Genomic DNA, 24,950 nt, shown 5'->3' with positions numbered 1-24,950 from the left:
AGTTACCCGTAACAATCAATGTTAGTCGCTATTTTAACTTACTTGATATTACGGGTTATTAAACTCGTATTAGCTAGCTATAACTATTAACATAATGCGTATTATTGTTAATTGATTAAAGAAGTTGTGATTATGTCTTTACCGCCGTGCCCAAATTGCCAATCTGAATATGTGTATCAAGATCAAGCGAACCTAGTGTGTCCTGAATGTGCCTATGAATGGAACCCTGCTGAAGTTGCAGAGGAAGAAACCATAGTAGTGAAAGATGTTAACGGCACATTATTGCAAGAGGGCGATAAGGTCACGCTAATTAAAGATCTGAAAGTCAAAGGCAGTTCACTGGTGCTAAAAATAGGAACGAAAGCGGTTATTAAACGTATTGCTGAAGGTAAAGACCACCAACTAGACTGTAAACTTGATGGTGCTGGTGACATGATGGTTACTGCAAAATTCGTTAAAAAAGCGTAATACATCATTACGCAATTTTATTAACAAAGTTTGATTGATCCCGTCACGTTTGACTGAGCCAGTAACCACTAAAATCTCTGTGGCATCGAGTGATAAATCACACACAACATTAACCGCAGCGACTGTCTGTAACGGACCGATTCAAATGGGTTGCGAAATAACGGGCATGTTTCACGCCCCTCAATCACTTTCCAATTAGTAAGATCGTTGGTATCAACATGCAGTGTGTCTTTTTCGGTTTCGCGCATTTGCCATAATTTGACAAAAATCGTTGTACCTTGATGGCTAAAGTACAAGTGTTTCGTGATTGGTTGCATCAAGAAGTGAAAGGATGATTTTTATAGGAAATAACAGCCAATAAAGGGTTTTAAACGTACTAGCACTGTGTTTATTAAATAAGAACAAGTGATGCACAAAAAATCCAATTTACCCGCTAAGGTGTGTGTGGTTTGCCAACGGCCATTTACTTGGCGCAAGAAGTGGCAACAATGTTGGGATGAAGTGAAGTATTGCTCTGAACGTTGTAGGCGCACGCGCCAACACATGGACTCATCAAGAAAGAAAGTAGGCTGACACATAACGAAAAATGCGTCAGCCATTGTCGTTTTTGCGGTGTTATTTAGGCTTTAAAAATCTTCAGCGACTTCAAACACCATATGCTCGTTAGTTGTTGGATGGTTGAATGCCAAGTATTGAGCATGTAAGCATAAACGATCGCCTTTTTGCCCGTATAAATCATCACCGACAATAGGCATGTTCATCCCTTTAACATGGGCGGAATGGACACGAAGCTGGTGTGTACGACCTGTTTTTGGGTAGTAATAGACCTTGGTTCTTCCATTCTTACGCTCAAGCACTTCCCATGTGGTTTGTGCGGGTTTGCCGTATTGATAACACACGATTTGACGAGGGCGATCGTCTAAATCCACCCGGATTGGAAAATCAATCTGCCCGCTATCACTGTCACTGTTACCTTCTAATAGGGCAACGTAACGTTTTTCGACTGTGCGCTCAATAAACTGTTTTTGCAGTGCTTTGTGGGCATCTTTGGTTAAGGCAATGACCATTAAGCCAGAGGTCGACATATCTAAACGATGGACAATCAACGGGCTATCGCTATCTGGGAACATGGCTTGCATTCGGCTATATACTGAATCGGTAATGGTTTTACCGGGTACAGATAAGAACTCTGCAGGTTTATTAACAATCACCATCGCATCGTCTTGATAAACAATACTTAGCTCTTTGCCTTCGGCTGGGTTTTGCTCTAGTGGATTCTCGTCTATCTCAATGCCAGACAACATATGGGCTAAAATAGGCTCACATTTGTTTTTTGAGGCTTCATAAAAGTAAGCATGTTTTAGCATTTGTGGCGCGGGGGACTTACCCCACCAGAAATTTGCCATTGCTAACGGTGTTAATTGGTGGTTAAACGCATACTGAAGCAGTTTGACGATAGCGCAATCGCCCGCCCCTTGTAATGGCTCATCAAACAACTGATTGAGATCTTTATATTCCTCAAATTGGTTCACAAAGCGGTATTGGCGATGAATACTTTGTTCTAATTGTGTTGCTAATTTATCTTGCTTAGCTTTCAGTTCAGCAAGCGCAGTGGTATCTGCTTCAAGCTGTTCGCTTAGTGATTGCAGCGTTTGTTGCCACTGTTGGCGCAAGGCTTTTTGCTGATGTTTATCGTAAGCGCTTTCACGGGCTAGGCGATGAAACACGTCAGTTTTAACGTTTTCATCCTCACTTTGCTCGGCAGCTTTGCGTTGCAATTTTCGCTGTTTTCGCTGTTCAATCATCTGTAAACGAAAGGCTTCAGATTCTTGCTCAGCTTGCGTTTTCGCTTGAGTATATTGCTGTTGCAGCGCAATGAACTGAGGCGAAGACGCAATAGATTCAATGTCAGATTCTAGTGCTGTAAGCGCGTGTTTAATCGCTTGGATCTCAGGATCGGTGTTAAGCGCATCAAACACAGGTGGAACAAAATGGGGTAACTGTGTTTGCCCTGCGATAGTGCCTGAAAATGCCGATAGATAACCGATGTCACCTTGCTCGTTTTGTACCACTAACACACCGAATATGTTGCCAATGGCGTGATTATCGCTGTCTTCATTTAAGCCATCTAAACCAAAATCGTGTTGCCATTCGGTTTGTGTTTCTAGGTGTTGTTGCAACTCTTGCGCGGCTAACACACTCAGTGGATGTGGCTTATAACAAAAAGGATAAGTAAAACGTTCAGGTAAGGCGATAGCCTCAATCGATGAGCGAAATGGAGTAAAAAGGGAATCGTACATGGCTTAATCTATCGCAAAATGGGGCGTGGATTTTACCACTCTCTGGGGGAGAGTACGAGTGATTGGATTTAGCTACAGAGATAACGTCTCTTATTGTTACGTTAAATGATGACTTCATAAGAGAGGGCCCAGAGTTTCAACAAAAAGGCTATGAATATATATTGTGTCCATTATTTGGTGTTTTCGCTTCGTTACATATGACTTTTTTAAGGGATGTTTTACTGCATCACAAAGACAATTTATCTAAACATATGTATGACTCGTTAAAATCAGAAATGAAAGAATATAAAAAGCAATATTCTGATTACTTAAAACAGACGATTAAAAATCAAAGAGAGGTATTGGAAAAAGACCGTCCTCCTGTAGGGCAACATCGTACTGATACTTACAATTATTTTTTTTCGTCCAGCACTATCGCTGTAAAATATTGCGATGACTTTATACAAATGTTTGAGCAAATGGATATTGATGTTAATCCAAGATCATTTGTATTGGACTCAAGTAAATTTAATGACATTTACTCTCCAGCTTACGGCACTGCGGATGATTGGGATCAAGAGTGTAATGAGGTTGCCCATGGTGGAGGAGGGGTGATAGGAGGAGTATATAGACAGCCAACGCTATCTTTCACTTCACTGTATCTTGATTACTTCGATGGGCGCCCAGTAAACTTAAACGTTTATTATCCTGATGGTAAGGGGCCTATTAATAATGATGGTCAGAGAGTAAATAAAACAGATGTTATTGCTTATCCAGCATCAGGGGTTGAAACAAAAAATGTCACGATAGAGAGTATTGAAGATGAAGAATTTCCAATATCCTATGCGATTATAAAGTCTCAGAGTCTCCCTTCACATTTAACGCTGTATGATATTCATGATAAAGATTATGAGTTATGGGATAGTTATGAGGCTCAATTCCAACAAGAACATAAAGTCGCATTTTTTCCTCGTCGACTTTCAACGATGACAGCTTGGACTCATAGTGCCTATTTTCATCAGGCGATAGGTTGTTTAATTTTGGGCTTTACTTGGGTACCTCCTAAAAATAAGAATGAAGAGTTTCTTCAGCAACATTACATATCATCCATTGAAGAGCCAGATCTTGACGTGTTAAGTGAAGTTCATCAATTAGATGCATACTCGTGTATAACATCTGAACATGAGGCTGCTCGTGATGAGTTTTGGGCTTATGCAACAGATGGGAACGATGATAGAGGTGATAGGCGCGGTGGCTCTATTGATGCATTGCCGTTAGTTGGGCTGGCAGGAGCGGCGCTTTTAAAAGAAGCGATGAAGAAATAAGATTATGTATTCGGAGAGTCATCCTTATGACTCTCTTGATATTACTAATAAAAAAACCACAAATACTGCTATCTATAAATGTGTAAAGTAAAAAGGCTGCTTGGCAGTATTTATGCTGTAAGATTTCCTAATCTTGCGTTTTAATCTGTTGTTCTTGTTTTTCTTTATTCTTCAGTTTTCTGTCTTGGTCGAAGTGCCACTTGATCGCAAAATATCCAGCAACCATTAACGCAATGACTTTAATCGCCATAGCGACATAAGGGAAAAAGTCTGTCCAGTGATTCATCGTAAATCTCCATTCCAACCGATATCAGATTAATAACAAAGAATGTGTTATCAATGAAATTCAATAAAATCTGTCATCGTTAAATTAATATCAAAAAATCGCATGCAAAATATCAAAATATATCCAATTACACATAGGATATGGTGCACAGATATAAAAATGGGTTGTATTTAATTGATATAAAAAGCCCCTCTAGTCACATATTTGGAATGAGGGGCAATGGTTATGATGAACCTAGACACTTGCATATAAATTTATAGTTACGCTAATGCTTTTTATCAAGTGCATTTATCAAGTTGCACCTTCAATCTACTTTTATGTCTTACTTTTGATTAACTCGACAGGCACTGTCCCATAATGATAAATGAGCAGCCGATTGCTATCGTCCAAGCGATGGAACGTAAAACACCGAGATTTATTAGATACAGTATGTGGTAGACAACTCTAAAGCTAATGTGGAGAAGTGCCAATAACTGAATTGTTTCATTTGTGGTGCCTGTTGCGATTGCTAACAAAACGGCCATGGAAAAAATAATCAGTGATTCAAAGGCATTTTGATGTGCTGCTAATGCTCGCGCACCAAAACCATGCAATTTTGCTTGTTGGTCTCGGGGATGGTTATTATCGTAGCCTCCCACTTTATGCATTGCGACGGCGAGAGGTATTTTGGCTATGTAAGGAAGTAATGCTGCGGCAATTAAACTATAAATTAAAATATCCAATGAATCGTCCCTGATTTTATCAACTCGCCATTTGATTTTATATTAATAAGTATACTTGTTCTTTACCGTGATCATCAGTCAATTAGGTATATGAAGGCAGAATCTATTGCTAAATGAAGACTTTTCTTGAGGACGTTGAAATAAGTTTTTAGCTGTTTTTCAATCACAAATACTGTTCATCCCTGACGATTTATTGATAGGGTATATATTGAATTAGGATTTAAGAATGCGAAGGAGTTAACGATGGCACAACAAAAAGCGATACTTGCTGGCGGCTGTTTCTGGGGGATGCAAGATCTTATTCGTCGTCAAACTGGGGTGATAACAACCCGCGTTGGCTATACGGGCGGTGATGTGGCAAATGCAACTTATCCCAATCATGGTACTCATGCTGAAGCGATTGAAATAACTTTTGATGATGACCAAACCAGTTTTGAAAATATTTTGGCGTACTTCTTTCAAATTCATGATCCAACAACGACCAATCGCCAAGGTAATGATATCGGTACTTCTTATCGCTCTGCGATTTTCTATACTTCAGAGGCGCAAAAAAACACGGCCCAAGATTTGATTAAGCGTATTAATGCTTCTGGCATTTGGCCGGGCACGGTAGTAACAGAAGTCGTGCCAGCAAGTGATTTTTGGCAAGCAGAGCCAGAACACCAAGATTATTTACTTCACCGACCTAATGGCTATACCTGTCATTTTCCGCGTCCTGATTGGGTATTACCTGAAGAATAAAGGTGAAGCGAAGTCATTTTTTGAGTATTAATATTACTTTTTTAGGATGAGACTTTTTTTATTTTTAGGCTTACATTCAGTGTCAGATATTTAAGAGAATTACTGAGGTGTATCATGAGCTTAAAAATCAAATGTGAACATATGGAACTAACTGATTCAATCAAAGCAGTAGTATCTGATTATATTGAAAAGATGATGGTTATCGATCCTGAATTTAAACATCTTCATGTGGATATCATCAAAGAAGATACAGGCTATGCTGTTGATTTGAAAATGGATACTGAAGTATTCCATAAAGTGAGTGCTAAAGCGCATAACGTAAATTTAGAAGAATGTATTAAAGAAGCATTTTTCCATTTTGAAAAAGTGGTTGAGAAGAAAGCAGCGCATCAATAATTTCATGCGATTGCATTTCTTGTCATCAAAATTAAAGGCTCGTAATGAGCCTTTTTTATTGTCTGCCTATTACGGTTATTGCTCTTAAATGTATGCAATACCCAATCACATAATGATAAATTTAATTCTATGTTTATTGTCAAAGCCCTTATACTGTTTGAATAGTAAAGGTTAAATCATCTATCGCGTTAAATATTCAGCTTCAAGTCATTGTTTAGCGAATAAGATAAGATTGTTATCTCTTTTATAACGTATATTTTGGGGAGTTATATGATGAAATCACTATTATTGGTTGCGCTATCTATTCTCGCTTTTCAAGCACATGCACAAGATAGGTATGTGTGTAAAAGTGATCATTCTGAGCGTGTCATCGAAGTTGTTTATGCTAATCCAAATAGCAAAGTACCGTGTGAAGTTCGCTATACTAAGCCGGAAGGCACTGCTGTATTATGGGATGCGAAACATGAGGTGGGTTACTGTGAAGAAAAAGCGAAATCTTTTGCTGAAAAATTAACCAGCTTAGGGATGTCATGCTCTGGCGTCGATGTCGCATCAAGTACTCCTGCTGCAACAGCGCAGCCAACAGAAACCCAAACCCAACAAGATGCCGCTACACCTTTAGCAGCACCTTTAATCGATACTCCAACATCTTCAACGCCAGAATCTACCAATGCAGCGCCAGTTGTAGAATCACAAACGCATGCTGACTCACCAACAGCAACGCAAATTCAGCAAGATGCGGCAGCACCCTTAGTTGATACTCCAACCTCTTCAACACCCGCATCTGCAACAGAAGCAGCACCATCTCAAGCGGAATAGGTCCGTTATTCATGGTTGATATAAATTGAGTGGGTACTAACTTTCTCGCTCATTTTATTTCAATGTGATAACGGATAACATGGTTAAACTATTTTAGAAATAAATAACACTGTTTGAGATTTATGAGTTTTGAAGAAAAACCTTACCTACGAGAAATCGCTTTAAAGCGCGAAAAAATTGATAATTACGATCAATTTCCGTTTTGTATTCCAGCCCTCAAAGAGTTATATGTCATTGAATTTCATCCTGATGTTACTTTTTTTGTCGGTGAAAATGGTTCAGGAAAATCTACGCTAATTGAAGCGATTGCAGTCGCGATGGGGCTTAATGCGGAAGGGGGGAACAAGAATACCGGTTTTGCTACCGCGCAAACGCATTCTGAGTTAGATCGCTACATTAAAACCGTGAAAAGTTTTAAACGCCCGAAAGACTTCTATTTTTTAAGGGCTGAGAGTTTTTATAATGTTGCCACTTATTTAGATCAGCTTATGCCGCCACCGTTGCAAGGTTATGGTGGGCAATCACTACACCATCAATCTCATGGTGAATCTTTCATGGCAACGATCTCTAATAAGTTACGCGGTAATGGTTTATACATTATGGATGAGCCCGAAGCTGCTCTCTCACCAGCTAGACAAATGGCTGCGCTTTCAGAAATGCATCGTTTAGTTGAAGCAGGTTCGCAATTTATTATTGCTACTCACTCACCGATTTTATTGGCCTACCCAAGAGCTAAAATCTATCAGTTCAGTGATAGTGGCATCGATGAAACAACGTATGAGGATACCGAGCATTATGAGATCACTCGAAACTTCCTGAATCACCATCAGCAGATGATGAAAATCTTAATGGAAGAAGAGTAATTGAGCTTAATATTGCTCGATGAATCGCTTAAGTTTACCTATTCAAGTTTACTTTGAATAAAGTTAATAAAACAGCGAGTCTTGGCGGGTAGTAACCGTGTTTCGGTTATGGCGTATATCGGCACAGGAGAACTTTGCCAGTCCGGTAATATGCGTTGTAATGTTCCTTGCGCTAACTCAGCTGTGATCATTTCTTGTGGAAGTAATCCCAATCCCATATTGAGCACTATTAATTGCTTGATCATGCCAATACTATTTACAAATAGCTTACTGTTTACCTTAATATCTGCCGATTTATCTTTGCTATGTAATGCCCAATGGGCTGACTTTACGATACTAAAACACTGATGTTGAGCAAGTTCGTCTGGTGATTGTGGTTCGCCATACTGCGCTAAATAAGCGGGAGAACCATAAACATAGTGATGGAAGTTAGCGAGTTTACGAGCAATTAAGCTTGAGCTTTCACTTTCACCTGCTCGAATTGCTACGTCGAAATATTCCGATGTCATATCCACACGCCGTGAAGATAAATCAAATTCCAATTCAATATCGGGATATTGTTTTGAAAATTCGGGTAGTAATGGCGCAATGAAGTGGGTCGCAAAATCAATAGGGGCAGACACGCGAACCGTACCACTAGGATTTTCTGCTATATCACTCAATTGTTGATGGGCGAGTTTGGCTTCTTCAACAATACGACGACAACGCTCGTAATACAGTTGACCGGCCTCTGTGAGTTCAATTTTTCGTGTTGTACGGTGGAGCAAACGCAGCCCAATGGCTTTTTCTAATGCACTGATGCGTCTTGAAAGGGTGGAATTAGGCACTCCAGTAATCTCTGCGGCTTGGCGAAAGCTCATTACGTTGGCGACTTCTACAAATAACGCCATATCATCGAGTGATTTCATAATTATCCCATTTTTGAACCAATCATTTCCATTTTATAGTATTTAATCCAAATATAGAATTATATAACATGGCTTCAACGTCAGAGATTAACGAGAAAATGATTATGCAAACTCAAAAGAAGAAAGTACTTGTTGTTGGTGCCACAGGTTTCCTAGGTCGTAAAATTTTACGTAGTTTAATGCAGCATTCAAACGTCGATATTAAAGCGATGTCACGCCGTGGTGCACCAAAAGGTGAATTTTCAGAGCTAGAGTGGGTACAGGCTGACATGATGGATCCTGCTTCTTTAGATGCTGCATTACAAGGTGTGGATGTTGTGATTAGCTCTGCTAACGGTTATATGAAAGAGAGCCTTGATGCCGATTTCCAAGGCAATAAAAACCTCGCAGAAGCGGCAGCACGAGCAAACATTGAACGCTTTGTTTTCTTGAGTATTGTTAATAGTGATGAAGCGCAGAGCGTGCCACATTTTCATGCTAAAAAAGTTGCAGAAGATGTGATTAAGCAAGTCGGCATTCCTTATGTATTTGTGCGTGCACCAGCGTTTTTAGATCAAACGTCTGATTACATTGCGGATGGCTTTAAAGCGGGTCGTTTTTACGCAATTGGCGATACAACGACCAAGTGGTCGTACATTTTGACTGATGATTTAGCTGATTATCTTGCTAAAGCTGCCGCATTTGAAGGTGATGAAATCAATAATAAATCGATTGATGTAGGTTGGAGTGATGGTGCTAAAAGCCAAGCGGAATTGGTGCAATTAATTAGTGAAGTGACTGGTAAGAAGTTATCAACATGGACTGTGCCATGGTTTGTTTTCCAATTACTTGTTCGCCCAATCAAACTATTCAGTGAGCTTGGCTATGACATGCTTGAAATGTTCTTGTTCTTCAAAAAAGGGCGTTTTGTTGCTGATATTAGCGATCAAGAACGTTTCTTTGGCCCTGCGCCATTAGCAAAAGAGGTGATCACTCGTTGGGCTAAGAATAATAAGTTCATTGATTAACATACAACGTTTTCAATAGAAGCTGACTTAATGTCAGCTTTTTTATTATTGGTTTTATTCACTGTCATCAAAGGCATAAATCCAACCAATAATGAAATTCAATTTTGAAAATAAAGATTAAAGAAAAATATGCATGATTTCTATTTTAATACGGCAATTTTTTCTGAGGAGTAGGATAACCACTCTCCGTTTTATCATTTTTTGATTATTTTTATTATTAGTCAATTTCGTGAAAATTAAGCTGTTGATAGTAGTTATATTATCCATTTTCAACGATGTTTATTTTTTCATAACTGCTCATACTAAGTAAATTTTTCTCTTATTTTGTTTGCTTGTTTAAATTTAAATGTTAATAGAAAGAGAATTTATTTAAATGTTAATGGTTTTATGTGCTTTATGCATAGACTAAATGCAGATGTATCATTTTACTGAGAATTACCGCTGTAGTAATTTCATTCAATATTAGTTAATTGCCTTAGTTCTTATTTTAAAAGCTACTTAAATTTAACTGCTTATTTAGTGATTTTTAATATAAGTATTAATTATTATTGGAATATGAATCAGTGAATAAATTAACAGATGAAATTCAATTAGGCTTATCACAAGCCAAATTCAAAAACCGCATTGTTATGGCACCAATGACCATTCAATCTGCATTTTTTGATGGTGGTGTTACACAAGAAATGATCGACTATTATGCCGCTCGCTCTGGCGATGCTGGCGCAGTCATTGTTGAAAGTGCGTTTGTTGAAAATTACGGTAGAGCATTTCCCGGTGCATTAGGTATCAATACCGACAGTAAGATTGCTGGGCTTAAGAAGTTAGCATCGGCAATTAAAGAGAAAGGCTCAAAGGCTATTCTTCAGATCTACCATGCCGGCCGTATGGCAAATGGCGAATACAATGGTGGCCATCAACCTATATCGGCGAGTCCTGTCGCTGCGCTTCGCGATAATGCAGAAACACCACTTGAAATGACGAAAGAGCAGATTGGCTTCATGATTGATGCTTTTGCTAATGCTGTTCATCGTGCAATTGTTGCGGGCTTTGATGGTGTTGAGATCCATGGCGCTAATACATACATCCTTCAACAGTTTTTCTCTCCGCACTCAAACCGTCGAAATGATAAGTGGGGCGGTGATATTGAAAAACGTACGACATTCCCTCTTGCTGTTTTAAATGAAGCGAAAAGAGTTGTCGCTGATCACCAACGCGATGATTTCATTATTGGTTACCGTTTCTCTCCTGAAGAAATTGAAGAGCCTGGTATTCGTTTTGAAGATACCATGTACTTGCTTGATAAGTTGGCTGCGAGTGGTCTTGATTATTTCCACTTTTCGATGGGTAACTATACTCGAAATTCGATTGTAAACCCTGAAGATAAAGAACTACTTATTCGTAAATACCATGCGCTTAAATCTGACAATGTTGCCAAAATCCCTGTAATAGGTGTTGGTGGTATCGCTCAGCGTTCAGATGCTGATCAAGCGTTAGCACAAGGTTACGACATGGTGAGTGTGGGTAAAGGTTTCCTTGTTGAGCCAACATGGGCGACTAAAGCGATCAATGGTGAAGAATGTGCCGAGTTCGCTGATATTGAGCAACAACATCAACTGAAGATCCCAACACCACTTTGGGAAATCATGGATTACATGATTGTTGATAGTAAAGCTGAGGCATTAAAGCACCAGCGTATTAAAGAATTACAAAACGTTGAGATCACCTTTGAGCCTGGTGAGTACACCGCTTATGGCTACGGTCATAATGGCAAATTACCTGTAACGGTGACGTTCTCTGAAGACAAGATCCTCGATATTATCGTTGATTCATCAAAAGAGTCAGACGGTATTGCTAACCCTGCGTTTGAACGTATTCCACAACAAATTATGGAAGGCCAAACGCTAAATATTGATGTGATTTCTGGTGCGACAGTGAGTAGCCAAGCGGTTATTGACGGTGTATCTGATGCTGTTGATTTAGCGGGTGGTAACTCGGAAGCGCTTCGTTGTAAAGCACGTGAAGCGGTTGAATGGTCTACGGAAGTTATCGAAAAAACTGTCGATGTTGTTGTTGTCGGTGGCGGTGGTGCAGGTTTAAGTGCAGCGCTTACTGCTTTAGATAATGGTAAATCTGTTATCTTGCTAGAAAAATTCCCTGTTGTTGGTGGTAACACTGTACGTACAGGCGGTTGGGTGAATGCAGCAGAGCCTAAGTGGGTAAAAGATTTCCCTGCTATTGCTGGTGAAGTGGATTATCTTAAAGCAATTGCCGATACACCTGAATCAGACATTGCAGAAGAATATCTTGCAGATTTCCGTAAACTGAAAGATCAACTAGCTAACTATTTCCTTGATACTGAAAGTGGCAAAAATTACCTGTTTGATTCCGTTGAACTGCACCTAATTCAGACATACCTAGGTGGTAAACGTACTAACCTTGATGGCGAACCAATTCACGGTCAATACGATTTGGTACAGACGTTAACAAGTCGTGCAATGGAATCGATTGATTGGTTAACGGAAAAAGGCATCGACTTTAACCGTGGCATGGTGGATATCGCTGTTGGTGCGCTATGGCGTCGAGCGCACAAACCTAATCGCCCTAAAGGTGTTGAGTTTGTCGAAAAACTGCAAAAGCAAGTAATTGCCCAAGGTGGTCATATCATTACGGATGCGCGAGCTGAGGAATTGATTGTTGATGATGGAAAAGTGGTCGGTATTAAAGCAACGCATTCAGACGGTACAAAATATGTGCTAACCACTCATTGTGGTGTTGTACTGGCGTCTGGTGGTTTTGGTGCTAACACCAAAATGCTGCAAAAATACAACAACTACTGGAACGAGATTGCCGACGATATTAAAACAACCAACTCACCTGCGCTTATTGGTGATGGTATTGAAATCGGTGAAAAAGTCGGTGCTGATTTAGTGGGCATGGAATATGTTCAGTTAATGCCGATTGGTGATCCTAAATCTGGTGCGTTATTAACGGGTCTTATTGTTCCACCTGAAAACTTTGTCTTTGTTAACAACCAAGGCAAGCGCTTTGTCGATGAATGTGAAAGTCGAGACGTGCTTTCTCGTTCTTTCTTCGACAATGGTGGTGTGATTTATATGATTGCTGATGAAGCTATCCGTCAAACAGCAGCGAACACCACAGATGAAACCATTGAGCGTGAGATCGAAGAAGGTATTATTATTAAAGCGGATTCAATTGAAGAATTAGCGCAAAAAATTAATGTACCGACCGAAGCGTTAACAGAAACGATTCGCCGTTATAACAGTTACGTTGATGAAGGCCGTGATCCTGAATTCCACAAAGGCGCACTTGGCTTAAAAGTGGAAAAAGCACCGTTCTATGCAACGCCACGTAAGCCTTCAGTTCACCATACAATGGGTGGCTTGAAGATCAATACTCAAGCGTGTGTATTGGATAAAACGGGGACACCAATCTCTGGGCTATATGCAGCCGGTGAGGTGACTGGTGGTATTCATGCTGGTAACCGTTTAGGTGGTAATGCGTTGATTGATATCTTCACTTATGGTCGTATAGCGGGTGATAGCGTATCTAACCGCGTTTAATTAGATATATACCCAAGCATCTTGAAGTTACTTGGGTACAAAGGGAAGCCATGTGCTTCCCTTTTTACTATTTAACGAGAACAGAGTTAATGGCAAGTTATAAAACGCGTTTTCCTATGATGGGAACCTTTATTGATCTTGTGGTTCATCATGAACGTGGTGAAGCATTGATCAAAGAATGTTATCTGCAACTTCAAGAATTTACTCAACGTTTTACGGTTAATCAGACGCAATCTGAACTGATGCGCGTCAATAACTACGCAGGGATTCGAGCTGTCCGTGTAAAGCCGGATCTTTATGCGCTGATTAAGAAATCAAAAGCGATCAGTGTCGATCCTCAAAATCCGTTTAATGTGGCGATTGGGCCACTAGTTAAAACATGGCATATCGGCTTTAAAGATGCCAAGTTACCCACCGATGCGGAGCTTGCGGAAAAATTACAGCTTGTCGATCCATCAAACATTATCCTAGATGATGACTATCAGTCGGTATACCTTTCTCAAGCTAGTATGCAGATAGATTTAGGCGCTATCGCTAAGGGATATTTTGCTGATCGGATCAAAGATTTTCTTACCGCTAACGGGGTCGAGCATGGCTTTATTAACCTTGGTGGTAATGTACTGACCATTGGTTACTCGCCTGAGAATGCTTCACAAACATGGAATGTCGGTATTCAAAACCCGCTGGCAGCTTCGCGTGGCGATATCTGCCGAGTTGTGCCTTTAAGAGATTATTCAATGGTAACGTCTGGCATTAATGAACGTTATTTTGAATACCATGGGCAGCGATATCATCACCTTCTTGATGGGCAAACGGGCAAGCCTATCTCAACCAATATCGCGAGTGTGACGATTATTTCAAAGCTCTCTGTTGATGGTGAAATATGGAGCACTGCTGGCTTTTTATCATCCATTGATGATGCGCTTGCTTATCTTAATCGTCAGGCAGGCATTGAGGCAGTATTGATCTCAAATCAAGGTGACGTTGTTATCACCGACGGCCTTACTGATAGCGGTACAGTTATTCAGATGCGCTAAATAGCAATATTTGACTAGTAAAGAGAAATACAGCTCTATATTTTTCTGTTTTCACCACTTAAAACGACAAAAAATGTGTAAGTTGCATTTCCTACATTGCTCCATGATGATAAGTTTCTCACACAGATAGATGACTGGCTGGTATTTGAGTTTGTCAGTGTTTGTACAAATAAAACGATATTATTCAATTGCCAATTATTCGGTATGGAGAAATGAACATGGCGTGCTCAGCGATCAAAACAGCGGTTATTGGTTATGGCTTTTCTGCTCAAACCTTTCATATTCCATTTATTACAAGCCTAAAAGAGTTTGAGCTAACGGCGATAAGCACAAGTAAGCAACAACAACTTCAACAAGATTGGCCATTAATTCAACATTTTGATAGTGCAGAAGCGCTGATAACTGCTTCCGATGCTGAATTAGTGATCATTACCGCGCCAAATGATGTCCATTTTCAGTTAGCTAAAGCAGCCTTAGAGAATGGTAAACATGTCATTATTGAAAAGCCATTTGTCACCAAGGTTGAAGATGGGGAAGTGCTGATCGCATTAGCAAAAGAAAAGGGGCTAATGCTGAGTATTTACCACAATCGACGTTGGGATGGTGATTTTCTTACCGTGAAAAAAATGATCGATGAAAAACGTTTTGGAGAGTTAAAACATTTTGAATCTCACTTCGATCGCTTTCGCCCTGTGGTTCGCGAACGTTGGAAAGAGCAAGCCGCAGATGGTGGCGGCATATTGTTTGATTTAGGCTCGCACCTACTAGATCAATCAATCACCTTGTTTGGATTACCAGACGCGATCACGGCAGATTGTAGAGTCACGCGTAAAGGCTCTAATAATGTTGATTACTTCCATTTACTTTTACATTACTCAACTCACCTTGTTGTGCTTCATGGCGACATGATTAGTGCTGGCGAAAATAAGCGTTTTACCATTAAAGGTACGGGTGGCTGTTATGAAAAGCTGGGTATTGATCCGCAAGAGCAATACTTAGTTTCTGGTATTAAGCCTGTGAATGAAGATTGGTCAGCAGAATCACCTTCTCAATATGGTCACTTTTATGATGAGCAAAACGGTATTCCAGTGCCAACAGTGAAAGGGTGTTATCAGGAATATTATCATCAAATAGCTAAAGCCATTCGCCAAGGTGCGACATGTCCTGTTAAAGCAGAAGACGCATTGTTAAACATTAAATTAATAGAATTGGCGTTGGAAAGCAGCCGTTTAGGTAAGAAAATTCAACTTAAAGATGCTGTCTAAATATAGCCTCAATAGATATTTAAAATGTTAATCAGTTTTAAATAAAAGCCAAACTTAACTTTTTAAGTTTGGCTTAATTTTTGGGTTAATAAAATTAGATTGGTCTTATTACACCGTTTTCATCTGTACTCCAGTCGACCATAGCATTATTTTTACCCACTAATCGACATATGCTACTGACAAAATGACTTTCATCTGTGTTGGTATTATGACTATAAATTAAACCATAGAATTCATGAGCAAAAGCGTCAACGGTTTTGATACCATTATCATTTGAGAAGGTAAAGGTACCACTTAAATACACTTGGTCGGATTCGACTTCTTGACTATTGGTTTCTTGATCCGTTGATTCTGGTACTTTAATAAAGTTGGTTTCTGTTTGTGTGTTAGCAATATTATTTTGATTGAGTTTAAAAGTATTTGTGTTTTGATTAATTAAAGGTGCATGAAATTGTATGTCTTTAACAGTACTTATCTGAATCTTATCAGCTTGCTTTTGAACAGATAAAGTCCCTGATATCTCTTCAATACTCAAACCTTCGTTATGATTGCCACTATCGATAACGGCACAAGTATTATCGGTTTCGCCAATGTTAAGATCCTTTGCACAATTTAGAGCGCTTTCAGTAATAACTAAAAAAGTATCGTAGTTAACTTGTGCGTATTGCTTTTTAACATCAGATGTTAAATTACCAAGATCAAGGGGTGTAGCCTTGTCGTTACCACCGCCACCACCGCTATTATCGTCATTACCGCCGCCACCGCCACAACCAATTAATATTGTGGAAATGAGTGCGAATAGGCATAACTTTTTCATATGAAAACCTTTTTTAAAATGTGGGAAAATGTCATGTAATAGATATATTTGATGACCTCAGAATATAATCAGCAAATAAATATGAATAATTTAAATATAAGCGACTGATTTAATAGAGTTATCATTGCTTTATGTTGGATGTATTTTATTGTTATCTATTGTCATGATATATAAACAAGCATTTATATAACCCATAACGAAATATTATGTTTTATATTTCTAATTATTCTTGATAAGAAAATAAATTAGTGGTTTTTTAAATGAAGTCATGAAAATGCTTAATAAGCTTAAAAATATAAAGGTTATTAGTAATGGTTTTTTACCAAATTTATTTTTACGGCAGTATTAAATAATAAAGGCTTTTCTTTTGGTGGAGAGTATATATAAATAGCCGACATTACATCGGCTTTTAAATGTATTATTCAAAAAACGCTGGATGATAGTTTACTTCACCTGTCGGAATTGAACCTTTAACAGGCAGAGCTAAGAAGTATTCAGCTGGCACACCTGTAAGGGTTAATTCTGGTTGGGCTTTAAAGCCAAATCGACCATAATATTCAGGCTCACCTAATATTACGAATCCCTCTGCACCATGTTCTTTTAACTGGGCTAATCCTTCGTTAATTAACGCTTTACCAATCCCTTTTCCTTGTTGTTCTGGCAATACTGATACAGGTGCTAAACCGTACCAGTTTGTAGCTTCACCATTGATCAGTACTGGGGAGAAAGCGATATGACCAATAACTTGATTGTTTACTTCTGCGACTAACGACAGTGTTAAAGCGTTAGCATCTCGTAGGCGGTTAACGATCAAGTGCTCGGTTGGCTCTGCCCCCGCTTCATGATGAGGATGATCTTTAAAGGCACTGTAAGTTAGCGTTTCAATCACAGTAATGTCTGACTCTTTTTCTGCTCGAATGATCATGTTTAACCTTTTTTCTTTAATACAAAGAATTGATAGCCGTATTGATCTAAATAGTGCTCATGGACATGGATTTCGTTCTTAATATCTTTAATGGCATTGGACGTGAAATGTTGATTATCCAATTGAGCGATCTTGTTTTGTAATGGCACTAGGTAATTTGTCCATGACTGATCACTCTGGGTAAAGTGGTTAATCGCTTCAAAACCTGCTTGCTGCATTTGTTTGATTCGCTGTGCGCTGGTGGTCATATCTGGATAGTTTTGTTGCCAGAAGTCGACCGCTTCTTGGCTTGGATTATCGGTTAACCACACTAAGTCGCTGATCACCAAATAACCATGAGTCTTAATTAATGACTTCCATTGTTTTAGTGCTTGCTCAACACCCATGATGTAAGCACTGCCTTCAGCCCACAGCACATCAAAACGTTGTTCTTCAAAAGGCATTGTGGTCATACTGGCGCAAACAGAAGTGATGCGATGTTTAAGCCCGTTTTCAATAGCTGCTTCGTTTAAACAACTTAAGTTATATTCATCGTTGTCTAATGCCGTGATATGAAAATCGCCATGTTTAGCTAATAAGGTAGTAACAACACCTTTACCACAGCCGATATCTAACACTTCACCAGATTTAATGGGCAATGTTTCAAGTGCTTTTAGAGAGTCTTCATCACAACTAGGGCCAAGTCGTTCTAAATCATCAAAGATCGCTTCAAAGTCTGCCATGTATTGCTCATGTTCGTTCATATCTTTTGATAGCCATTTTAATCGTAAGGCTTGTTTTTCACTGAAACCTTGCTTCATTAGCCACTCTAAGTGAGCCGAGGGTGCTGCTGATTCCATTGATTGATGCCATTCTTTCATCGAATTTATACCCAGCATGGCAGAAAGCAAATCACGGGCTTTCTGTTTTTGGGCGATTTCTTCATCAAGAATATTTAGCCGTTGAAGTAGCAGATCTCGATCTATTTGGGCATCTAAACAGGATTGGCACTCTTTCAATGAAAGCCCGCCTGCTTGCAGTTGCCGTAACAGTTTTACCCGTTGCACATCTTTGTCGGTATAGCCACGATAACCATTGCTTAAGCGTGTGCCAGTGATCAGTTTAAGCTTTTCGTAATAAAGTAATGTGGAACGACTTAATCCCACCTTTTGCGCTAACTCAGAAATACGGTACATGGCAGCTTTCCCCTTTATTGATAGGCGAACTATAAACTATGAAGCTTTAGACAGGTCAAGGGTTTTGAGATACAAAAAAGCCGACATCACGTCGGCTTTTTCGTTTTATTGGTTACTGTAACTATTAATCATCCGCAATTTCATGGGTCCAGAATAAAATGCCTGTTGCAATTAAGCTTAAGATGATCGGGAGAAGTAATGCATATTTGAAGGAGTAATCCATCACTTGTGTTCCTGCAATTGCGCCAAGAAAGATGGATAACCATAAGCTGAAATGGCGAAAAAACGTGCTACGATCGCCTTCACCCATTAATAGCATGGCAATAGAACGTCCAGTATTAACCAAAAAACCTGTTACGTAAGTGAGTGCGGTTGATTTTTCAATGGTTAATCGCAGTGCGATATTTTGAATACCCATAGCAAAGCTTAAGAAGAAATTGGTCACAATTGGTTTAGCGATAGGCTCAACAAACAATGTTGCTGATAGCACTAATGTGACTAGCGCCATGATCATACTGCGATAAAAAGGTTTGTTAGCTATCGCGATAGCTTCGCCGACGGCAGCACCTAAAACAAATAATACAATAACCCCAATGTAGTGCCACGCTTGTGGTGTATTGCCTGAGGTTAACAGTATGCCCACATGGGTTGTGTTACCACTCATAAAAGAGATAAACAGGCCATTTTTCAGATGGATAAAGCCAATAGCATCAACAATACCTGCAATAAAAAGCAGATAGAAGGGCATGGTTGAATGAAGGTGTTTTTTCTTAATCATTAGTCATATTCATAAAGTTAGGTGGTAAATGTCCATCGCATGAAGCTCAATTATAAAACAGTTTTTTCTTGTTTGTGGTTTTGTGTCGACACTACTGTCGAAATAAGGTGTCGATAGCAGTGTCGATAGGCGAACATCCTATGTTTATTTCCTTTTAGTAGTAATAAAAAGTGAAGAGTAGGAGAGCGCGCTAGGTATAAGTGAATGATCTTTAGCTAATAAAACACAAAGATACCTTATTGGTATGATTATTGCTTTTTGTGATGCTTTTTGCAATTAACTGGAAAGATCATGAAAAGCTTTGTTGTTGCAGATCCCGACAAATGTATCGGTTGTGGCACCTGCATGGCAGCGTGCTCCGAAGAACATAAAAAAGTCGGACTGCAAAGCCATCCTCGTCTTACCGTGGTTAAACATGACAATGCTACGGCACCTGTTATGTGTCGTCACTGTGAAGACGCGCCTTGTGCGGCTGTATGTCCGGTACAAGCTATTTCTAAACAAGCAGATCGTGTTGTTCTTAACGAGTCGCTTTGTGTTGGTTGTACATTATGTGCAGTCGCGTGTCCGTTTGGTGCTATCGCTTTTGATGGTAGTCGACCAATTGCGATGGCAAACAGTTACGATACCTATATCCCTTCTACTCCTCGTTCTAGTAACCCATCAACGTCAATACCTAGCACTTTTGGTCAAGATATTTTGGCATGGGAACCGGGCGTGAAAAGTATCGCAGTGAAATGTGATTTATGTGGTTTTCGTGAACAAGGGCCTGCCTGTGCACAAGTCTGTCCTACTCAAGCAATTGTGTTGATTGATGAGAGTAAAGTGATGAAAGCACGCCACAGTAAACGTGAAAGCGCGGCTGACAGTGCCGTTTCTGTGAAATCAGGAGCTATGAACAAATGAATCCGTTAGTTTTAGTTTTATTTGCTGTGATCAGCTACGGTGTAGCAGCCCTTATTTCTTGGCTTGGTCGTAAGGATGAACGTGATAGTTTACGTTTGGCGGGTGTGATTAGTGCATTTGGTGGCGTGTTTGGTGTTTTAGCGGGTGTGTCTACCATTGTGGGTCATTATGACTCAGCCGATTTTGCACTGGCGACGCGCTGTATGGTGAATATGGATATGCTTTCAGCCTTAATGGTGGTGGTAATATCCATAGTGACCATGGCGGCGTCTATTTATTCGATTAATTATTTAAAAGAATATCTGGGTAAATCGGGTTGGAAAATCAATATCCTATTTAACATCTTTGCTGCGGCAATGACGGTATTAGTGATTTCAGCCAATGTGATCACTTTTATGGTGTTTATGGAAGTGGTCTCAATCGCATCATGGTTGATTGTGATCAGCGATGGTAGTTTGGCAAGTCGTAAGGCTGGTTTGAATTACTTTATTGTCGATCATATTGCTAGCTTTTTGATCATGGCTGCATTTTTGATCCTATCGATAAATGCCCATAGCTATGACTTTAGTGCGTTCACTACTACACCAATAAGTGCTGGCTTTGCATCATTAACCTTCCTATTAGCGTTAGTTGGTTTCGGTATTAAATCAGCGGGTGTTGGTTTACACGGTTGGTTAATTAAAGCCTATCCTATTTCGCCTTCGTACTGCTCTACCTTGATCTCATGTGTGATGGTGAAGATTGGTATCTATGGCATCTTAAAATTCAGTATTATTTTCCTTGGCGCAACCCAGTTATGGTGGGGTTTCCTTGTTCTGATCTTCGGTGCGGTATCGTCTGTTTTAGGCGTAATGTATGCGTTAGCAGAACATGATATTAAGCGTCTATTGGCTTACCACACGATTGAAAATATTGGCATCATCTTAATTGGTGTCGGTGTCAGTATGATTGGTATCGCAAGCCATCATCCAGTGCTTGCGCTATTGGGCTTACTGGGTGGTTTATACCACTTATTAAACCATGCGATCTTCAAAGGCTTATTGTGTTTAGGCTCAGGCTCTATTGTGTACCGTATGCATACCAAAGACATGGATAAGATGGGCGGTTTGGGTAAGACCATGCCAAAAACAGCCATTGCGTTCTTAATTGGTACCTTAGCGATTTGTGCGTTGCCACCGTTTAACGGTTTTGTGTCTGAGTGGTTTATTTATCAATCACTATTTAGCATGGGTAAAGTAGGAACCGCAGCAAATATGTTGTTTGGCCCGTTCGGTATGGTAATGCTGGCACTAACAGGTGCATTAGCTTGTATGTGTTTTGTGAAGGTTTACGGTATCTGCTTTACTGGTGCACCGAAAACAGGACAAGCGGCGAATACTCGTGAAGTGGGCGCTGGCATGACAACAGCAACAACGATGTTAGCGATATTATGTATTGTATTAGGTGTGGGCTCGCCTTGGATTGCACCTTATTTCTCTGATATTGCATCTTCAATTCTTCATCTTGGCCCTGTTTCTGTTGCAACAGGCAGTGCGGTTTATCCAGCAGTGGCTGATCAAGCGATCCTCTCTACCCCTGTAATTGCGATTATGCTAGCGCTATTAGCACTGGTTCCAGCGATATTGCTTTATGTGTTCCGTCAACGTCGTTTGGTACGTCGTCAACAAGGTGATCCTTGGGCGTGTGGTTACCAATATGAGCAGCGTATGACAGTTTCTGCCGAAGGTATTACGCGTCCAATGCGTCATATGTTTAGCCTTATTTATGACAACCGTCCAAAGCAATCTTTGATTGATCGTCATGTCTTACCACATTTATTTGCGGTAGCTGACGGTAGTCAACTTGATGGTCGAAAAGTCTGCATTATGTGCTGTGCGGCTGCGCTATTTGTGGTGTTGTTCTTTCCTTTCATTTCAGGAGTGAGTTGCTAATGTCCCCACTTGAAATGCCTTCTGCTAGTTGGATCACGCTAGCTGTTGTTCAGGCTTTATTGATGCTACTGCTTGCCCCTTTAGCCACCGGATTTTCCCGTGTTATTCGCGCTAAAATTCATTCTCGTAAAGGGCCGGGAGTACTCCAAGACTACCGCGATATTTATAAGTTATTGCAGCGCCAGTCGGTATCACCGTCAAATGCAGGCTTTATTTTCTGGATCACGCCTTGGGTAATGGTGATCACTATGATGTTGATCGGTATGGCATTGCCAACCGTGACGCAAGTGTCACCTTTCCCTATTTCGGGCGATATTATTACCGATATTTACTTATTGGCTATTTTCCGTTTCTTCTTTGCGTTATCAGGTATTGATTCAAACAGTATGTTTGGTGGCTTAGGTAGTAGCCGAGAATTGACTCTTGGTATCTTGGTTGAGCCAATGCTGATCCTGTCGATTGTAGTTGTTGCATTAGCAATGGGTACAACCGATCTTGGTTATATTAGCCATGCGATGGCAAATGACAGCTGGCATTCGCCATTAGCGATTATCTTGGCAGGTCTTGTGTGTGCATTTGCACTGTTTATTGAGATGGGTAAATTACCGTTCGATAGTGCAGAAGCAGAGCAAGAGCTACAAGAAGGCCCTGTGACTGAATACTCAGGTGCTGGTTTAGCGATGGTGAAATTAGGCCTAGGTCTAAAACAGCTCGTTGTCGCTCAGTTCTTCCTTGCGATTTTTATTCCTTGGGGTAAAGCCCAATCATTAGGTTTCGGCAGCTTATTTTCAGCAACCGTGATCTTATTCATCAAGCTTTTTGTGGTTTTCTTCATTGCAGGTATTGCGGAAAACACCATGGCGCGTTTCCGCTTTATGAAAATCCACCGCGCTATTTTCCCTGTATTTTTAGTGGCCGTGTTGGCACTTATCTTTTTAATTTTTGGTTGGTAAGAAACAGTAATGACAAACAATACATTTGAACAATATGCCACTAAACCGCAATCAAATCGGATTGGCAAACAGTATGTCGATGGTGTGAATCATTTCTTTCCATCAGCCATTATTGATGAAGAGTGGCAAACGGATAATCAAGTGACCATCACGGTAAAAATGACCTCTTTGGTCGAAGTGATGAAGTGGCTTTATTACGATCAAGGCGGTTGGCTGACCGTTACATTCGGTAATGACGAGCGTACCTTAAATGGTCACTTTGCGGTTTATCACGCGCTTTCTATGGAAGGGGAAGTTAAAAGTTGGGTAACGGTAAAAGTACTGGTTGATGCCAATAGCCAAGAGTTTATTTCTATTACGCCAACCATTCCTGCTGCTGTGTGGGGCGAGCGTGAAGTGCGTGATATGTACGGCTTACGTCCAGTAGGTTTACCTGATGAACGTCGTTTAGTCCTTCCTGATGATTGGCCTGAAGATCTCCACCCACTACGTAAAGATGCGATGGATTACCGTCAGCGTCCGCAACCTACCACAGAAACTGAAACTTATAATTTTGATAATCAGTTAGGTGATGACAGCAACCGTATTGTACCTGTTGGTCCATTACACATTACCTCTGATGAACCGGGCCACTTTCGTTTATTCGTTGACGGTGAAGACATTATTGATGCGGATTACCGTATGTTCTACGTTCACCGTGGGATGGAAAAACTGGCAGAAACACGCATGGGTTACCACGAGGTCGCGCAGTTAACGGACCGTGTTTGTGGTATTTGTGGCTTTACCCATAGTGTGGGTTACAGCAACACGATTGAAAATGCGTTATCGGTTGATGTGCCATTCCGCGCCAAGATGATCCGCACTGTTTTACTTGAAGTTGAACGTCTACACAGCCACTTACTAAACATTGGTTTATCTAGCCACTTTGTTGGTTTTGACTCAGGTTTCATGCAGTTCTTCCGTGTCCGTGAAAAGACTATGGAGCTTGCTGAGCTACTAACAGGTGCCCGTAAAACTTACGGTATGAACTTAATTGGTGGTGTACGTCGAGATTTTCTTAAAGATCAACGCTTAAAAGGTATTGCGATGGTCAAAGAAGTACGCAAAACCTTTTCTGAGTTGGTGGAAGTGCTTCTAGCAACACCTAATATCGAAAGCCGTATTGCAGGTGTAGGTATTTTATCGAAGCAAGTTGCTCGTGATTACAGCCCTGTTGGGCCACTTATTCGTGCTAGCGGCTTTAAGCGTGATGTACGTATTATTCATGGACAATCTTTAGAGTCTTACGGTGATGTTCCAATGGAATTACAAACCATGGACGGCGGTGATGTGCAATCACGTGTGATGGTTCGTATCCGTGAAGTATTTGATTCACTAAATATTGTTGAATACGGCCTTGATCACCTACCACCGGGTGCAATTCTCACTGAAGGTTTTAACTACGTACCGAATAAGTTTGCGTTGGGCTTTACTGAAGCGCCGCGTGGTGAAAACGTGCACTGGAGCATGACAGGGGATAACCAAAAACTATTCCGCTGGCGTTGTCGTGCAGCAACGTATGCGAACTGGCCTACGTTACGCTACATGTTACGAGGTAACACCGTTGCTGATGCGCCGTTAATTATCGGTAGTTTAGATCCATGTTACTCATGTACTGACCGTGTCACCATTGTCGATACGAAGAAGAAGCGAAGCAAAACTATTCCATATAAAGCGATTGAGCAGTACAGCATCGACCGTAAAAACTCACCGTTTAAGCTGTAGGAGG

The 24,950-nt window shown here is 40.3% G+C and carries 23 protein-coding genes; 15 read left to right on the top strand and 8 right to left on the bottom strand.

Translation table 11 applies throughout. The features are described 5' to 3' along the window. Positions 1-132: 132 nt before the first annotated feature. Together C9J46_RS05210 and C9J46_RS05200 are read left to right on the top strand one after the other, a co-directional pair. Positions 133-468 (top strand): zinc ribbon domain-containing protein YjdM, encoded by a 336-nt coding sequence (locus C9J46_RS05210; RefSeq protein WP_107206750.1) that lies wholly within the window; start codon positions 133-135, stop codon positions 466-468. 408 nt (positions 469-876) lie between these two features. Further along, positions 877-1,041, top strand: coding sequence for a DUF2256 domain-containing protein (locus C9J46_RS05200; protein WP_107246412.1), 165 nt, complete (start codon positions 877-879; stop codon positions 1,039-1,041). Between the two features lie 53 nt (positions 1,042-1,094). Here the strand turns inward: C9J46_RS05200 and C9J46_RS05195 are convergent, their stop codons facing one another. Then, positions 1,095-2,768 carry an RluA family pseudouridine synthase gene (locus C9J46_RS05195; RefSeq protein ID WP_107290627.1) on the bottom strand — a complete coding sequence of 558 codons (1,674 nt, stop codon included), beginning with the start codon at positions 2,766-2,768 and terminating at the stop codon, positions 1,095-1,097. A 62-nt stretch (positions 2,769-2,830) separates the two neighbouring features. On the opposite strand from C9J46_RS05195, the gene C9J46_RS05190 reads away from it, so the two are divergent. Then, positions 2,831-4,072: a Twin-arginine translocation pathway signal gene (locus C9J46_RS05190; RefSeq protein ID WP_199189200.1), complete on the top strand. Its 1,242-nt coding sequence runs from the start codon at positions 2,831-2,833 to the stop codon at positions 4,070-4,072. A gap of 127 nt (positions 4,073-4,199) precedes the next feature. On the opposite strand, the gene C9J46_RS21635 is transcribed toward C9J46_RS05190, so the two are convergent. Both C9J46_RS21635 and C9J46_RS05185 read right to left on the bottom strand, forming a co-directional pair. Then, complete coding sequence (locus C9J46_RS21635) at positions 4,200-4,358, bottom strand: hypothetical protein (RefSeq protein WP_005366214.1); 159 nt, start codon at positions 4,356-4,358, stop codon at positions 4,200-4,202. 332 nt (positions 4,359-4,690) lie between these two features. After that, a complete protein-coding gene (locus C9J46_RS05185) occupies positions 4,691-5,080 on the bottom strand; it encodes an MAPEG family protein (RefSeq protein WP_107261215.1) in 390 nt (129 codons plus the stop codon). 243 nt (positions 5,081-5,323) lie between these two features. On the opposite strand from C9J46_RS05185, the gene msrA reads away from it, so the two are divergent. The 4 genes from msrA to C9J46_RS05165 all read left to right on the top strand — a co-directional run bounded on the left by msrA (position 5,324) and on the right by C9J46_RS05165 (position 7,899). After that, positions 5,324-5,821, top strand: coding sequence for a peptide-methionine (S)-S-oxide reductase MsrA (gene msrA / locus C9J46_RS05180; protein ID WP_005366207.1), 498 nt, complete (start codon positions 5,324-5,326; stop codon positions 5,819-5,821). Positions 5,822-5,935: 114 nt separating this feature from the next. Beyond that, positions 5,936-6,217 (top strand): HPF/RaiA family ribosome-associated protein, encoded by a 282-nt coding sequence (locus C9J46_RS05175; RefSeq protein ID WP_107246254.1) that lies wholly within the window; start codon positions 5,936-5,938, stop codon positions 6,215-6,217. A 270-nt stretch (positions 6,218-6,487) separates the two neighbouring features. After that, a complete protein-coding gene (locus C9J46_RS05170) occupies positions 6,488-7,036 on the top strand; it encodes a hypothetical protein (RefSeq protein ID WP_233217687.1) in 549 nt (182 codons plus the stop codon). Positions 7,037-7,158: 122 nt separating this feature from the next. Then, on the top strand, positions 7,159-7,899 hold the full coding sequence (locus C9J46_RS05165) for an AAA family ATPase (RefSeq protein ID WP_107290626.1): 741 nt from the start codon (positions 7,159-7,161) through the stop codon (positions 7,897-7,899). 38 nt (positions 7,900-7,937) lie between these two features. Here the strand turns inward: C9J46_RS05165 and C9J46_RS05160 are convergent, their stop codons facing one another. After that, entirely contained in the window at positions 7,938-8,807 is an 870-nt protein-coding gene (locus C9J46_RS05160; protein ID WP_107261221.1) for a LysR family transcriptional regulator, read from the bottom strand. A 104-nt stretch (positions 8,808-8,911) separates the two neighbouring features. Between C9J46_RS05160 and C9J46_RS05155 the strand changes: the two genes are divergently transcribed. The 4 genes from C9J46_RS05155 to C9J46_RS05140 all read left to right on the top strand — a co-directional run bounded on the left by C9J46_RS05155 (position 8,912) and on the right by C9J46_RS05140 (position 15,697). Next, positions 8,912-9,814: an SDR family oxidoreductase gene (locus C9J46_RS05155; RefSeq protein WP_233217686.1), complete on the top strand. Its 903-nt coding sequence runs from the start codon at positions 8,912-8,914 to the stop codon at positions 9,812-9,814. Positions 9,815-10,377: 563 nt separating this feature from the next. Continuing rightward, positions 10,378-13,395 (top strand): flavocytochrome c, encoded by a 3,018-nt coding sequence (locus C9J46_RS05150; protein WP_107261223.1) that lies wholly within the window; start codon positions 10,378-10,380, stop codon positions 13,393-13,395. Positions 13,396-13,484: 89 nt separating this feature from the next. After that, a complete protein-coding gene (locus tag C9J46_RS05145) occupies positions 13,485-14,432 on the top strand; it encodes an FAD:protein FMN transferase (protein ID WP_107261225.1) in 948 nt (315 codons plus the stop codon). A 218-nt stretch (positions 14,433-14,650) separates the two neighbouring features. Next, positions 14,651-15,697 carry an oxidoreductase gene (locus C9J46_RS05140; protein ID WP_107261227.1) on the top strand — a complete coding sequence of 349 codons (1,047 nt, stop codon included), beginning with the start codon at positions 14,651-14,653 and terminating at the stop codon, positions 15,695-15,697. A 94-nt stretch (positions 15,698-15,791) separates the two neighbouring features. Here the strand turns inward: C9J46_RS05140 and C9J46_RS05135 are convergent, their stop codons facing one another. The 4 genes from C9J46_RS05135 to C9J46_RS05120 all read right to left on the bottom strand — a co-directional run bounded on the left by C9J46_RS05135 (position 15,792) and on the right by C9J46_RS05120 (position 19,392). After that, positions 15,792-16,514, bottom strand: coding sequence for a hypothetical protein (locus C9J46_RS05135; protein WP_107261229.1), 723 nt, complete (start codon positions 16,512-16,514; stop codon positions 15,792-15,794). A gap of 418 nt (positions 16,515-16,932) precedes the next feature. Then, the gene (locus tag C9J46_RS05130) at positions 16,933-17,439 is read right to left on the bottom strand and encodes a GNAT family N-acetyltransferase (protein ID WP_107246244.1); all 507 of its coding nucleotides are present in this window, start codon (positions 17,437-17,439) and stop codon (positions 16,933-16,935) included. Between the two features lie 2 nt (positions 17,440-17,441). Next, the gene (locus tag C9J46_RS05125; RefSeq protein ID WP_107290625.1) at positions 17,442-18,614 is read right to left on the bottom strand and encodes a MerR family transcriptional regulator; all 1,173 of its coding nucleotides are present in this window, start codon (positions 18,612-18,614) and stop codon (positions 17,442-17,444) included. A gap of 124 nt (positions 18,615-18,738) precedes the next feature. Beyond that, on the bottom strand, positions 18,739-19,392 hold the full coding sequence (locus C9J46_RS05120; RefSeq protein ID WP_107206732.1) for a YoaK family protein: 654 nt from the start codon (positions 19,390-19,392) through the stop codon (positions 18,739-18,741). A gap of 291 nt (positions 19,393-19,683) precedes the next feature. On the opposite strand from C9J46_RS05120, the gene C9J46_RS05115 reads away from it, so the two are divergent. The 4 genes from C9J46_RS05115 to C9J46_RS05100 are packed head-to-tail and all read left to right on the top strand — an operon-like array spanning position 19,684 to position 24,946. After that, a complete protein-coding gene (locus C9J46_RS05115; RefSeq protein ID WP_045083233.1) occupies positions 19,684-20,298 on the top strand; it encodes a 4Fe-4S dicluster domain-containing protein in 615 nt (204 codons plus the stop codon). Continuing rightward, positions 20,295-22,229 (top strand): proton-conducting transporter membrane subunit, encoded by a 1,935-nt coding sequence (locus tag C9J46_RS05110; RefSeq protein WP_107206731.1) that lies wholly within the window; start codon positions 20,295-20,297, stop codon positions 22,227-22,229. Before C9J46_RS05115 ends, C9J46_RS05110 begins: the two co-directional genes overlap by 4 nt. Further along, the gene (locus tag C9J46_RS05105) at positions 22,229-23,182 is read left to right on the top strand and encodes a respiratory chain complex I subunit 1 family protein (RefSeq protein WP_107206730.1); all 954 of its coding nucleotides are present in this window, start codon (positions 22,229-22,231) and stop codon (positions 23,180-23,182) included. Before C9J46_RS05110 ends, C9J46_RS05105 begins: the two co-directional genes overlap by 1 nt. Before the next feature lie 9 nt (positions 23,183-23,191). Further along, complete coding sequence (locus C9J46_RS05100) at positions 23,192-24,946, top strand: NADH-quinone oxidoreductase subunit C (RefSeq protein ID WP_107206729.1); 1,755 nt, start codon at positions 23,192-23,194, stop codon at positions 24,944-24,946. Positions 24,947-24,950: the final 4 nt, after the last annotated feature.

It is taken from the genome of Photobacterium sp. GB-36 (assembly GCF_003026135.1).
Classification (GTDB): domain Bacteria; phylum Pseudomonadota; class Gammaproteobacteria; order Enterobacterales; family Vibrionaceae; genus Photobacterium.
This window is presented reverse-complemented; position numbering and strand designations above follow the sequence as displayed.